This is a genomic window from Staphylococcus croceilyticus (assembly GCF_002902575.1).
Lineage (GTDB): Bacteria > Bacillota > Bacilli > Staphylococcales > Staphylococcaceae > Staphylococcus > Staphylococcus croceilyticus.
The window spans coordinates 1-13,987 of the sequence record NZ_PPRD01000023.1 but is presented as its reverse complement, the minus strand read 5'-3'; the positions used below and the strand labels follow the sequence as shown (position 1 = coordinate 13,987).

Sequence of the window (13,987 nt, the reverse complement as noted above, 5' to 3'; positions counted from 1 at the left end):
TCGAATTCAACATGAAATCCCAAATGAAGCGCCACAAGTGGAAATACCAGAACTCCAAGTGACGCGATATGTTGATACCGAAGGTAATCAAATTAAAGACACAGAAGAAGGCACACACCAACCGCCAGGTATTATCGGAGACAAATGGCAATACACAGGAAAAGTTACAAGTGAAGATGGCATTACAACGTATGTGTATGAACGTATTCAAACAGAGATACCAAATAACCCACCACAAGTGGAAATCCCGGAATTAGAAATTACAACATATATAAATACAGATGGAAATGTAGTAAAAGATCCAGAAAAAGGTATAGTACCGCCACCAAGTGTTATCGGAGATAGATGGCAATATACAGGAAAAGTCACAACGAAAGATGGCATTACAACCTATGTATATGACCGAATCCAAAACCAAATCCCGAATGACCCGCCACAAGTGGAAATTCCGGAATTAGAAATTACAACATATATAGATACAGATGGAAATGTAGTAAAAGATCCAGAAAAAGGTATAGTACCACCACCAAGCGTTATCGGAGATAAATGGCAATATACAGGAAAAGTCATAACTAAAGATGGCATCAAAACCTACGTATATGACCGAATTCAATCAAAAATACCGAATGACCCGCCACAAGTGGAAATTCCGGAATTAGAAATTACAACATATATAGATACAGACGGAAATGTAGTAAAAGATCCAGAAAAAGGTATAGTACCACCACCAAGCGTTATCGGAGATAAATGGCAATATACAGGAAAAGTCACAACAAAAGATGGCATTACAACATATGTATATGACCGAATCCAAACACAAATACCAAATGACCCGCCACAAGTGGAAATTCCGGAATTAGAAATTACAACATATATAGATACAGACGGAAATGTAGTAAAAGATCCAGAAAAAGGTATAGTACCACCACCAAGCATTATCGGAGATAAATGGCAATATACAGGAAAAGTCATAACTAAAGATGGCATCAAAACCTACGTATATGACCGAATTCAATCAAAAATCCCGAATGACCCGCCACAAGTGGAGATCCCAGAACTCCAAGTTACGCGCTACATCGATAAAAATGGACATGAAATTACAACAGTAGAAAAAGGTAAAAAACCGCCTTACTTATTAATCGATGGTGGATGGAGATATACAGGTATTGTGATTGAAAATAATGGCATCACAACGTATGTGTATGAAAAAGTGAAAGATGAAACATCACATGAGTCTAAAAAAGTTCATACAATTACAAAGGAAAAAGAGAAACAACCTTTAAAACCACATACTACGCAAAAACCTAAGACAGCTTTATCCACTGAGGTAAAACCACATAAAGTTGAATTACCAAAAACTGGGGAAGCCAATACTAACCCAAGTGCATTAGCTAGTATTTTATTAGCTATTGGTTCATTATTTGTCTTCAGAAGAAAAAAAGAAGACGCTGAGAAGAATTAACATTGATAAAATACATGCTTACTTAAAAAAACTTATAACTAATTGTTAAAGGAATCTGAGACCGCCATAATGTCTCAGGTTCCTTTTTTATTGAAGTATGTTTTTTCTTTATTAATAATTAAGTTATTGATTTACATTTTTGATGCAATTCCATAGAATTTTAAACGAAGGAGTGCTTAAAATGATAATTAGAACTTTGGAAGAAACTGATTTGAAATTTGTGCACCATTTAAATAATGAATATTCGATTATGGCCTATTGGTTTGAAGAACCGTATCAATCGCTTAGTGAACTAGAGAACCTTTATCAAAAGCATATTTTGGATGAGTCAGAACGCCGATTCATCATTGAAGATAATCACATTTCACTTGGTGTAGTGGAATTAGTAGAAATTAATTTTGTACATCGAAATTGTGAAATTCAAATTATTATTGATCCCATACACAGTAATAAAGGTTATGCTAAAAAAGCTTTTAAGATGGCAATTGATTATGCTTTTTTAGTATTAAATATGAATAAAGTCTATTTATATGTAGATGTAAGAAATGAAAAAGCCGTACATATTTATAAAAGTAATAATTTTATTGTTGAAGGTAATTTACAAGAACATTTTTACACACGCGGTGAATATAGAGACTGTTATGTTATGGGATTATTAAAATCGAACTGGATAGATAAACGCCAAGGGGATAATGATTTATCCAATATTCGATAATTATTTTAAGAAAGTGTGTCTACCTTGAATACGCCAATTACTCAAAAATTGAATGAATTAATTGACCATAAAGCAATTTCTCTACATGTGCCAGGTCATAAGAATATGACTATAGGACAGCTTAATAAATTAAAATTTGAAATGGACATGACAGAAATCACTGGTTTAGATGACTTACATCATCCTGAAGAGATTATTTTAGAGAGTATGCATTCTATTAAAAAACACCGAGACTATGAGGCATACATGTTAGTTAATGGGACGACTTCAGGTATTTTATCTGTGATTCAAGCATTTTCTTCTAATGAAGGTAATTATCTAATAAGTAGAAATGTACATAAATCTGTTTTTCATGGGATTGATTTAACTCAACAAAATGCTGATATTATGCCAATGAGGATTAGCGATATTAGTCATCAATATATCGCACCTGATTTGACTCAGGCTCATTTTGACAAACAAAAGTTAGCTATTTTGACATACCCCAATTATTACGGTGAATGTTTTGATATTAAAGAAACAGTGGCAACGTTGCATCAACATGATATTCCGGTACTAGTAGATGAAGCGCATGGCGCGCATTTTAACTTGCCACATTTTCCTAAATCAGCATTAGAAGTAGGGGCTGATTATGTGGTGCAGTCTTATCATAAAACGTTACCTGCATTGACGATGGGTTCGGTGTTATATATTCATAAAGATGCACCGATGAAAGAGGAAGTCATTCGATATTTAGGGTACTTTCAAACATCGAGTCCTTCTTATTTAGTAATGACGAGTATTGAATTAGCCCATCAGTTTTTTAAAGACTATGATAGTACTTTATTTTTTGAAAAAAGAAACCTACTACTGCAAGCTTTAGAAAAAACAGGATTTGAAGTAATTAAAGTGGCTGACCCTCTAAAAGTACTTATTCGTTATCCTGGTTATTCGGGCCATGAAATACAAACATGGTTTGAAGCACAGCATATTTATCCTGAATTGGCTGACGAATATCAAGTTTTACTTGTTTTACCATTATGGCATCAGCAAGATACCTATCCATACACTGACTTATTAGAGAGGATAAGAGCGATAGACTTACCAGCCAAACTAACGACGGTAGACGACGCCTTCCCTCTCCCTGTTAATGAAGGGATATATATATCACGCACTATAACCTCGGTGACATGGATTGATATAGACCAAGCCATTAATAAAGTTTTAGCGAAACATATTATTCCGTATCCTCCAGGGATACCCATTTTCCTGAAAGGCGAACGCATTACCCAGAATATGATAAAATTGATGCGATATTATCTTCAACAAGGTGGTAGAGTTGAAGGTATCAATAACGATAAAATATTAGTTAAGGATGAATAACATGTCTGCATTTATAACATTTGAAGGACCAGAGGGCTCAGGTAAAACGACTGTGCTTAAACGTGTGGCTGAGAAATTAGCCCAAGAGTATGACATTATAGCAACTAGAGAACCTGGTGGCGTACCCACTGGGGAAGAGATTCGTAAAGTTGTGCTTGAAGGGGATAAAATGGATATTCGCACAGAAGCCATGTTATTCGCTGCTTCAAGAAGAGAACATTTAGTGGAAAAAGTCATGCCTGCATTAAGTGATAATAAAATTGTATTATGTGATCGATATATTGATAGTTCGCTTGCTTATCAAGGCTACGCACGGGGTATAGGTATTGAAGAAGTGAAAAAGTTAAATGATTTTGCGATAGATGGTCTTTATCCAGATGTCACAATCTATCTTGATATTACGCCGGAAGTAGGACGAAATAGAATATTACAAAATCAGCGTGATCAAAATCGACTAGATAAAGAAGATATGGCTTTTCATGAAAAAGTGATTGAAGGATATCACCAAGTGATTGATGAATCGCCAAATCGTTTTAAAGTAGTCGATGCTACGCAAAGTATTGAAGCAGTAGTCACAGAAACATATGAGATTATTTTAAATTATTTGAAAAAATTATGATATAATATCTAGAAGAGGTGTTTTAATAATGAAAATGATTATAGCGATCGTCCAAGATCAAGATAGTCAAGAACTTTCAGACCAACTCGTAAAACATAACTTTAGAGCTACAAAATTAGCAACTACTGGTGGCTTCTTAAGAGCGGGAAATACTACATTCCTATGTGGTGTAGATGATGACCGTGTTGACGATGTTTTATCAGTAATTGATAATACTTGTGGTAACAGAGATCAACTTGTCTCTCCAATGACGCCAATGGGTGGTAGTGCTGATTCGTACATACCTTATCCAGTGGAAGTTGAAGTTGGAGGCGCTACAGTATTTGTAATGCCAGTCGAAGCATTCCACAGATTTTAATAATGAAGATAATTAATGTAGAAACAAGAATTTAATGACACCTTAGATGATGATACAATATTCGGCTGCTGTGATAGGCAGCCTTTTTATATAAGTAAAATGAATAAGGGGTATGCAAAATGGATGAACTTCACAAACTAGCTAATGCGTACCGTTCGAATAAACTATCTCATGCGTATTTATTCGAAGGCGACGATGCCGAGTCCATGCGTCACGTAGCTATGGAATTTGCAAAACTTATTCTTTGTGATGGAGACCAACAATGCGAGTTGAAAGTAGATCACTACAATCAACCGGATTTTATGTATGTAGCTTCAGAAGAAAATGCAATTAAAAAAGAACAGATTGAGCAACTTGTGCATCGCATGAATCAACTTCCAATTGAAGGTACGTACAAAGTTTATATAATAGAAGATTTTGAAAAGTTAACTGTTCAAGGGGAAAATAGTATATTAAAATTTTTAGAGGAGCCACCTGATAATACCGTGGCGATTTTAATGTCTACGAAACCTGAACAGATATTAGATACTATTCATTCACGTTGCCAACACGTTTATTTTAAACCGAGTGATAAGCAACATTTTATAGATAGATTGGTGGAACATGACATAAATCGTGCAGTAGCTGAAATGTTAAGTACATATACAACACAATTAGATACTGCTAAAGATTTAAATGAAGAACACGATTTAATAGCGCTTAGGAAAGTGATTGTTCATTGGTGTGAATTATTAATTACAAATCAACCGATGGCCTTAATTGGTATTATAGATTTATTAAAGAATGCGAAAAATCGAAAACTACAAACACTTACTTTAGCCGCAGTGAATGCTTTCTTTGAAGATATTATGCATGCTAAGGTAGAGACAAAAAATGATTATATTTATTCGGATTTGCAAGCAGAAATTGAATCATATGCAAAACAACTAACATTTAATCAAATTATATTAATGTATGATCAAATTACAGAAGCACACAAAAAATTAATGCAAAATGTTAATCCGACGCTTGTATTTGAACAAATAGTTATAAAAGGTGTGAGATAAAATGCCAAACATCGTAGGTGTACAATTTCAAAAAGCCGGGAAATTGGAATACTATGCGCCTAAAGATTTAGACTTACAGAAAGACGATTGGGTCGTTGTCGAATCTAAGCGAGGCATTGAAATTGGTAATGTGCAATTTCCATCTAAAGAGGTGGAAGAAGGGGATGTCACATTACCTTTAAAAGAAATTATAAGAGTAGCAACTGATGAAGATATCCAAACTTACTATCGTAATGAAGCAGATGCTAATGAGGCTTTAACACTATGCAAAGAATTAGTGAAAGAACAACAATTAGATATGCGTTTAGTGAATTGTGAATATACGCTAGATAAATCTAAAGTGATATTCAACTTTACTGCAGATGACCGTATTGACTTCCGAAAATTAGTTAAAGTTCTGGCACAAAATTTAAAAACACGTATCGAATTAAGACAAATTGGCGTGCGTGATGAAGCTAAATTACTTGGAGGCATAGGTCCATGTGGACGCTCATTATGTTGTTCTACATTTTTAGGGGACTTTGAGCCAGTGTCTATTAAAATGGCGAAAGATCAAAACTTATCCCTTAACCCAACTAAGATTTCTGGCGCGTGTGGACGTTTGATGTGCTGCCTTAAATATGAAAATGATTTTTATGAAGAGGCAAGAGCGCAATTACCAGATGTGGGCGATCAAGTAAAAACGCCAGAAGGCCAAGGTCGTGTGGTTGGTTTGAATATATTAGATATTTCAATGCAAGTTAAAATTGAAGGTCTTGAACAACCACTAGAGTATAAAATGGAAGAATTAAAAGCTTTAAATTAAGGAAGGTGCGTCACGTTTGAATCGTAATGACTTATTTGAAAAGATAATTCAACTTGAAAGTAATGTAACACGTTTAAATGAAGATATGACTGAACTTAAATCGTTAACGATTGACCTTATAGAAGAGAATGTTGCACTACAAGTTGAAAATGATAACTTAAAAACATTAATGGCCAAAAGTGAACAAGATTCTGAAGTGAACAAACCTGTTTATCCTACAACTCAGAACACGACAACTTCAAGAGAAAATGAAGAAGACAAACGTTCTACTAAAAATGTGAAAAAACCATTACCAAGTAAAGATAATTTAGCTGTTTTATATAGTGAAGGTTTCCATATTTGCAATGGTGAATTATTTGGTAAGCATCGATTAGGTGAAGATTGCTTGCTATGTTTGAATGTGTTAAATAGTTAACAACGAATAAATTTTAATACTGGATAAAGTGGTTTATGCCAGTTTCTAATAGACAGAGATGGATTTCAACACGAGTTGATTTTATAGTGTGTTGTAAAGACATCTCTTTTTTAGGAGTAAATATATGCTGAAAGATCAAGAAAGATTGGATGAATTAATAAAAGAAGATTTAAAAATAATTCAAAATGATGATGTGTTTTCTTTTTCAACGGATGCGTTATTATTAGGGCATTTTACTGAAGTGAGAAAAAATGACAAGATTTTAGATTTGTGTGCTGGTAATGGCGTGATTTCATTATTATTGTCAGCGAAGGGTGCACAAATGATTGAAAGTGTGGAGATTCAGGAGAAACTTGTAGATATGGCGCGTCGTAGCTATGCGTATAATCAACTCGATTATCGTTTGAAGATGCATCATTTGGATTTAAAAGAGGTATACCACTATTTCAAACCATCGCAATATACACTCGTCACTTGTAATCCCCCTTATTTTAAAGAGAATCAGCGCAATCAACATCAGAAAGAAGCGCATAAGATTGCGCGTCATGAGATTATGTGTACATTAGAAGATTGCATGTTGGCTGCCCGTCATTTATTAAAACAAGGTGGCCGTTTAATGATGGTACATCGAGCGGACAGACTGATGGACGTCTTAACTGAAATGCGCAAGGCTAGTATTGAGCCTAAAAAAGTAGTGTTTGTTTATAGTAAAATAAACAAATCAGCAGTGACGATTGTCGTGGAAGGACGTATGAATGGTAAACCAGGCCTAGAAATTGCGCCACCTTTTTATATTTATAATAGCGATGGGGAATATAGCGAAGAAATGAGAGAAGTGTATTATGGATAACCATTACGTCTATATTGTAAAATGTAAAGATAATAGTTTGTATACTGGGTATGCAAAGGATGTTAATGCACGTGTAGCGACTCATAATGCTGGAAAAGGGGCCAAATATACTAAAACAAGACGTCCGGTAGAGTTAGTTTATCAAGAAACGTACACTTCGAAATCGGAAGCTATGCGTAGAGAATACGAAATAAAGACCTTCACAAGACAACAAAAATTAAAATTAATTGAGGAGAATGCAGATGGTGACTTTATATTTAGTAGGTACGCCGATAGGTAATTTAGGTGATATTACATTTCGAGCGATTGAAACGTTAAAAAATGTAGATTTTATAGCATGTGAAGATACAAGAGTAACGAAAAAGTTATGTCATCATTATGATATTCAAGCGCCATTAAAATCGTATCATGAGCATAATAAAGAACAACAAACAGCTTATTTTATCAATTTATTGAATGAAGGAAATGATATTGCTTTAGTGTCAGATGCGGGCTTGCCATTAATAAGTGATCCGGGTTATGAACTAGTCGTTGAAGCACATCAACACGATATTTCAGTGGAAACGGTGCCTGGCCCTAATGCAGGGTTAACAGCACTTATGGCTAGTGGTCTACCATCATTTACGTACACATTCTTAGGCTTTTTACCTCGTAAGGAAAAAGAAAAAATAGATGTCCTACAAGAAAGAATGTATCAAGATAGCACGTTAATTATATATGAATCACCATTTAGAGTAACAGAAACTTTAAAAGCGATTATTAAAGTAGATGCTTCAAGACGCGTAGCAGTAGGACGAGAGTTAACGAAGAAGTTTGAACAAATTGTTATGCGAGAAGCGGAAACGTTACTTGCTGCTTTTGAAAAAGAAGAGATTCCACAAAAAGGTGAATTTGTCATTCTTATAGAAGGTGCGAAGCCACTTGAAACTGAACAGTGGTTTGAAACGTTATCTATTGAAGAACACGTAGACCATTATATTGCTGAACAGAATTTGAAACCTAAAAAAGCGATTAAGTTAGTAGCTGAAGACCGTCATATGAAGACGGGCGAAGTGTATGACATTTATCATGAAATTAAATAACTTTGTAGTGTGAAAGTCAGGGCAAGAGAGACAGTCATTTTCAAAAAATAGCCCTTTAAAAAGGCTTGAAATACTCCATAATGTTATCAATTTGTGGTAATGTTAATAAGATACGACAATAAATTTAATATATGCGTTATAATTAAAACGTAACGAAAAACATTAACTTATAAGTCTTTAAAGTGGGCTTAGATGACATTATAAATAATGTTGTATAGGAAGAGGAGGACCATTGATGGCGAAAGAAACATTTTATATTACAACCCCTATTTATTATCCTAGTGGTAATTTACATATTGGCCACGCATATTCAACGGTTGCAGGTGATGTAATTGCGCGTTATAAACGTATGCAAGGGTACGACGTGCGTTATTTAACAGGTACGGATGAACATGGTCAAAAAATCCAAGAAAAAGCGCAAAAAGCTGGTAAAACGGAATTAGAATATCTAGATGAAATGATTAATGGCATTAAAAGTTTATGGAACAAATTAGAAATTTCTAATGACGATTTTATTAGAACTACTGAAGATCGCCATAAATTAGTGGTTGAAAAAGTATTCGAACGTTTATTAAAACAAGGTGATATTTATCTTGGTGAATATGAAGGTTGGTATTCAGTCCCTGACGAAACATATTACACTGAGTCACAACTTGTAGACCCTGTTTATGAAGATGGCAAAATCGTTGGTGGTAAAAGCCCTGATTCAGGCCATGAAGTAGAGTTAGTTAAAGAGGAAAGTTATTTCTTCAATATCAATAAATATACAGACCGTTTATTAGAGTTTTATGATGCAAATCCTGATTTCATTCAACCACCTTCAAGAAAGAATGAAATGATTAATAACTTCATTAAACCAGGTTTAGAAGATTTAGCAGTATCACGTACATCATTTGATTGGGGCGTGCGTGTGCCTTCTAACCCTAAACACGTTGTTTATGTATGGATTGACGCATTAGTTAACTACATCTCAGCGTTGGGATATTTATCAGATGATGATGAATTATTCCAAAAATATTGGCCAGCAGATGTACATTTAATGGCGAAAGAAATTGTACGTTTCCACTCTATTATTTGGCCAATTTTATTAATGGCTTTAGATTTACCGCTTCCTAAGAAAGTCTTTGCGCATGGTTGGATTTTAATGAAAGACGGAAAAATGAGTAAATCAAAAGGTAACGTAGTAGATCCTAACGTCTTAATTGATCGTTATGGTTTAGATGCTACACGTTACTATTTAATGCGTGAATTACCATTCGGTTCAGACGGTGTGTTCACACCAGAAGCCTTTGTAGAACGTACAAACTATGATTTAGCAAATGACTTAGGTAACTTAGTGAACCGTACAATTTCTATGATTAATAAATACTTCCAAGGTGAACTTCCAGCTTATGAAGGTCCAAAACATGAATTAGATGAAGATATGGAAGCACTTGCACTTGAAACAGTGAAAAACTTCAATGAGAACATGGAAAGTTTCCAATTCTCAGTTGCTTTATCAACTGTTTGGAAATTCATCAGCCGTACAAATAAATACATTGATGAAACAACACCATGGGTATTAGCTAAAGATGACAGCCAAAAAGATATGCTTGGCAATGTAATGGCACATTTAGTTGAGAATATTCGTTTCGCAGCGGTGTTATTACGTCCATTCTTAACAAATGCACCAAGAGAAATCTTTAAACAATTAAATATTAATGATCCTGAATTATTCGAATTAGCTAGCCTTGAAAGCTATGGTGCGTTGAAACAACCAATTATGGTTACTGAAAAACCAACGCCTATCTTCCCAAGATTAGACACTGAAGCTGAAATTTCATACATTAAAGAATCTATGCAACCAGATCAACCAGCAGCAACTGAAGAAGAAGCGGTACCAGGTAAAGCGCAAATCGACATTAAAGACTTCGATAAAGTTGAAATTAAAGCAGCAACGATTACTGACGCTGAAAATGTCCCTAAATCTGATAAATTGTTAAAAATTCAAATCGATTTAGGTAATGAACAACGTCAAATCGTTTCAGGTATTGCGAAATTCTACCGTCCAGAAGACATCGTCGGTAAGAAAGTAGCTGTCGTTACTAACTTGAAGCCAGCTAAATTAATGGGTCAAAAATCTGAAGGCATGATTTTATCTGCTGAAAAAGATGGCGTCTTAACTTTAGTGAGCTTACCAAGTGCGATTCCAAATGGCGCAATTGTAAAATAGAACCAGCTTGTCGAAAAATATAAAGAGGTTGGGATGTAAAGATAATCACTTTTGTCCAGACCTTGAACGTTAGGAGAGGTAGAATGTTAATCGATACACATGTTCACTTAAATGATGAGCAATATAATGAAGATTTAGAAGAAGTTATTTCTCGCGCTAGAGAAGCAGGTGTAGATCGCATGTTTGTGGTTGGATTTGATACGCCTACGATTGAACGTGCGATGGAATTAATCGATAAATATGACTTTATTTATGGTATTATCGGTTGGCATCCAGTTGATGCAATTGATTTCACTGAAGAACGCCTTGAGTGGATTGAACAATTAGCACAGCATCCTAAAATTATTGGTATTGGTGAAATGGGTCTTGATTACCATTGGGACAAATCGCCTGCCGATGTTCAAAAAGAAGTGTTTAGAAAGCAAATTGCACTCGCTAAAAGAGTGAAATTACCTATTATTATCCATAATCGTGAAGCGACTCAAGACTGTGTAGATATTTTAATGGAAGAACATGCCGAAGAAGTTGGAGGCATTATGCACAGCTTTAGCGGTTCTCCTGAAATTGCAGATGTCGTCATTAATAAATTGAATTTCTATGTATCTTTAGGCGGTCCTGTGACATTCAAGAATGCTAAGCAACCGAAAGAAGTCGCTAAGCATGTGCCGATGGATAGATTGCTTGTAGAAACAGATGCGCCTTATTTATCGCCACATCCTTATAGAGGTAAACGTAATGAACCTGAAAGAGTGACACTTGTTGCTCAACAAATTGCTGAATTACGTGATATGACATACGAAGAAGTATGCCGTCAAACGACTGAGAATGCAGAACGATTATTTAATTTAAATCAATAAATTGCTGTGAGAAAGATGTTGAACAAGTGATGTCGTGGTATCATTTTATGAGGAAACTACGATATAAATGCCAGCATCTTTCTCATTTTTTATTTTTGAAAAGTTAAAACAATAACGAATAGTTTGAAAGGTAATGATAATCAATTATGAAGATAAATGAATTTATCGTTGTAGAAGGTAGAGATGATACGGAACGTGTTAAGTCAGCAGTAGAATGTGACACTATTGAAACGAATGGGAGCGCAATTAATAAGGAAACACTAGCTGTTATCCAAAATGCACAAGAAACTCGTGGCGTGATTGTGTTAACGGATCCTGATTTTCCTGGAGATAAAATTAGAAATATTATCACGGAACATGTTAAAGGTGTTAAACATGCATATATTGACCGTGAAAAAGCTAAAAATAAAAGAGGGAAAATAGGTATAGAACATGCACATCCTGAAGATATTAGAGAAGCGCTCATGCATGTCAGTTCACCGTTTGAAGAAGCAGAAGAAACTATCGATAAAAGTGTGCTCATCGATTTAGGATTGATTATCGGCAAAGATGCGAGACGTAAAAGAGAAATATTAGGTCAAAAACTGCATATCGGACATTCGAATGGCAAACAATTACTAAAAAAACTTAATGCATTCGGCTATACTGAAAGGGATGTACGTGAAGCTTTATCAATGGATAAGGAGAGTGAATAAAAGGTGGAAAGAAAAGATATCGCAACGCCTTCTCGAACGAAAGAATTATTAAATCAATACGGTTTTAATTTCAAAAAAAGTTTAGGACAAAACTTTTTAATAGATGTAAACATTATTCATAAAATTATTGATGCAAGTCAAATCGATAAATCAACCGGTGTAATTGAAGTAGGACCAGGTATGGGATCCTTAACAGAACAATTGGCTAAACATGCGAAAAAGGTAATGTCGTTTGAAATCGATCAACGCTTAATCCCTGTACTCAAAGACACACTTGCGCCGTATGACAATGTAACCATTATTAATGAGGATATTTTAAAAGCAGATATAGCTAAAGCAGTGGAAACACATTTAAATGACTGTGACAAAATTATGGTGGTAGCTAATTTACCATATTACATTACAACACCTATCTTGTTGAATTTAATGCAACAAGATATTCCTATTGATGGTTATGTCGTAATGATGCAAAAAGAAGTGGGCGAACGTTTAAATGCTGAAGTGGGCACAAAAGCGTATGGTTCATTATCTATCGTTACTCAATATTACACAGAAACAAGCAAAGTATTAACTGTGCCGAAATCCGTCTTTATGCCACCTCCAAACGTGGATTCTATCGTGGTGAAATTGATGCAAAGAGAAACACCACTCGTTCAGGTAGACGATGAACAAGCATTCTTTAAACTTGCTAAAGCAGCATTTGCACAACGACGTAAAACTATCAATAATAACTATCAAAACTTTTTTAAAGACGGTAAACAATTAAAAGAAAGTATCTCAAAATGGCTTGAACAAGCAGAGATTGATCCTAAACGACGTGGTGAAACGCTTTCGATACAAGATTTTGCACGTTTGTATGAAGAAAAGAAAAATTTCCCAGAATTAGAAAATTAAATTGTTGACAAAGTGCTTTTACACTGATAAAATTTAAATTTTATTTGACAAATCGCTATAAAATGTGGTATTATGTAACTTGTAGCGAGGTGGAGCAATATGCCAAAATCAATTTTGGACATCAAAAATTCTATTGATTGTCATTTAGGAAATCGTATTGTACTAAAAGCCAACGGGGGTCGTAAAAAAACAATTGAACGTTGTGGTGTGTTAAAAGAAACATATCCTTCAGTATTCATTGTTGAATTAGACCAAGATAAGCATAATTTTGAAAGAGTTTCGTATACATATACGGATGTTCTTACAGAGAACGTACAAGTTTCATTTGAAGAGGATAATCACCAAGAAGTAGTTGCACACTAATTTGAACATAATAAATATAGAGTAGTTCGATGTTATGCAAACTCTATAATAAAAATGATTGAGTATTGGGCTTAAATTGAGTTCAATGCTCTTTTTCATTATGGCCACTTTTAAAAAAGGAATAAAAATATAAAAGACTATTTTTACATGTTTTTTTACATAATATTTATATTAATGTTGTTATTTATCGTAGAAAACGGATATTAAGAGATTTTAAAATAGCTTTCATTAAGATTTTACATAATTTTACGG

The 13,987-nt window shown here is 34.5% G+C and carries 16 protein-coding genes; all 16 read left to right on the top strand.

Annotation, left to right across the window (positions count from 1 at the left end; genetic code table 11):
- On the top strand, positions 1-1,462 hold a 1,462-nt coding region (locus tag CD128_RS04455), incomplete at its 5' end, for an LPXTG cell wall anchor domain-containing protein (protein WP_231917256.1).
- Between the two features lie 181 nt (positions 1,463-1,643).
- On the top strand, positions 1,644-2,177 hold the full coding sequence (locus tag CD128_RS04450; RefSeq protein WP_103328858.1) for a GNAT family N-acetyltransferase: 534 nt from the start codon (positions 1,644-1,646) through the stop codon (positions 2,175-2,177).
- 24 nt (positions 2,178-2,201) lie between these two features.
- Positions 2,202-3,539 carry an aminotransferase class V-fold PLP-dependent enzyme gene (locus CD128_RS04445; RefSeq protein WP_103328857.1) on the top strand — a complete coding sequence of 446 codons (1,338 nt, stop codon included), beginning with the start codon at positions 2,202-2,204 and terminating at the stop codon, positions 3,537-3,539.
- Between the two features lies 1 nt (position 3,540).
- Positions 3,541-4,158, top strand: coding sequence for a dTMP kinase (gene tmk, locus CD128_RS04440; RefSeq protein WP_103328856.1), 618 nt, complete (start codon positions 3,541-3,543; stop codon positions 4,156-4,158).
- A gap of 28 nt (positions 4,159-4,186) precedes the next feature.
- Positions 4,187-4,516: a cyclic-di-AMP receptor gene (locus CD128_RS04435; RefSeq protein ID WP_103298599.1), complete on the top strand. Its 330-nt coding sequence runs from the start codon at positions 4,187-4,189 to the stop codon at positions 4,514-4,516.
- 119 nt (positions 4,517-4,635) lie between these two features.
- Positions 4,636-5,562, top strand: coding sequence for a DNA polymerase III subunit delta' C-terminal domain-containing protein (locus CD128_RS04430; protein ID WP_103298600.1), 927 nt, complete (start codon positions 4,636-4,638; stop codon positions 5,560-5,562).
- A 1-nt stretch (position 5,563) separates the two neighbouring features.
- Positions 5,564-6,367, top strand: a complete 804-nt coding sequence (locus CD128_RS04425) for a PSP1 domain-containing protein (RefSeq protein WP_103328855.1) — start codon at positions 5,564-5,566, stop codon at positions 6,365-6,367.
- Positions 6,368-6,383: 16 nt separating this feature from the next.
- Positions 6,384-6,782, top strand: coding sequence for a DNA replication initiation control protein YabA (gene yabA, locus CD128_RS04420; RefSeq protein ID WP_103328854.1), 399 nt, complete (start codon positions 6,384-6,386; stop codon positions 6,780-6,782).
- Between the two features lie 124 nt (positions 6,783-6,906).
- The gene (locus CD128_RS04415) at positions 6,907-7,632 is read left to right on the top strand and encodes a tRNA1(Val) (adenine(37)-N6)-methyltransferase (protein ID WP_103328853.1); all 726 of its coding nucleotides are present in this window, start codon (positions 6,907-6,909) and stop codon (positions 7,630-7,632) included.
- Positions 7,625-7,912: a GIY-YIG nuclease family protein gene (locus tag CD128_RS04410; RefSeq protein WP_103328852.1), complete on the top strand. Its 288-nt coding sequence runs from the start codon at positions 7,625-7,627 to the stop codon at positions 7,910-7,912. Before CD128_RS04415 ends, CD128_RS04410 begins: the two co-directional genes overlap by 8 nt.
- Positions 7,875-8,714, top strand: a complete 840-nt coding sequence (gene rsmI / locus CD128_RS04405; protein ID WP_103328851.1) for a 16S rRNA (cytidine(1402)-2'-O)-methyltransferase — start codon at positions 7,875-7,877, stop codon at positions 8,712-8,714. The genes CD128_RS04410 and rsmI overlap by 38 nt, the downstream gene beginning before the upstream one ends.
- A gap of 235 nt (positions 8,715-8,949) precedes the next feature.
- Positions 8,950-10,926: a methionine--tRNA ligase gene (gene metG, locus CD128_RS04400; RefSeq protein WP_103328850.1), complete on the top strand. Its 1,977-nt coding sequence runs from the start codon at positions 8,950-8,952 to the stop codon at positions 10,924-10,926.
- Positions 10,927-11,009: 83 nt separating this feature from the next.
- The gene (locus tag CD128_RS04395) at positions 11,010-11,783 is read left to right on the top strand and encodes a TatD family hydrolase (protein WP_103298607.1); all 774 of its coding nucleotides are present in this window, start codon (positions 11,010-11,012) and stop codon (positions 11,781-11,783) included.
- 146 nt (positions 11,784-11,929) lie between these two features.
- Positions 11,930-12,478, top strand: coding sequence for a ribonuclease M5 (gene rnmV / locus CD128_RS04390; RefSeq protein ID WP_103328849.1), 549 nt, complete (start codon positions 11,930-11,932; stop codon positions 12,476-12,478).
- Between the two features lie 3 nt (positions 12,479-12,481).
- Positions 12,482-13,372 carry a 16S rRNA (adenine(1518)-N(6)/adenine(1519)-N(6))-dimethyltransferase RsmA gene (gene rsmA, locus CD128_RS04385; protein WP_103328848.1) on the top strand — a complete coding sequence of 297 codons (891 nt, stop codon included), beginning with the start codon at positions 12,482-12,484 and terminating at the stop codon, positions 13,370-13,372.
- Between the two features lie 99 nt (positions 13,373-13,471).
- The gene (gene veg, locus CD128_RS04380; RefSeq protein ID WP_002449940.1) at positions 13,472-13,735 is read left to right on the top strand and encodes a biofilm formation stimulator Veg; all 264 of its coding nucleotides are present in this window, start codon (positions 13,472-13,474) and stop codon (positions 13,733-13,735) included.
- The last annotated feature ends 252 nt before the right edge of the window (positions 13,736-13,987 follow it).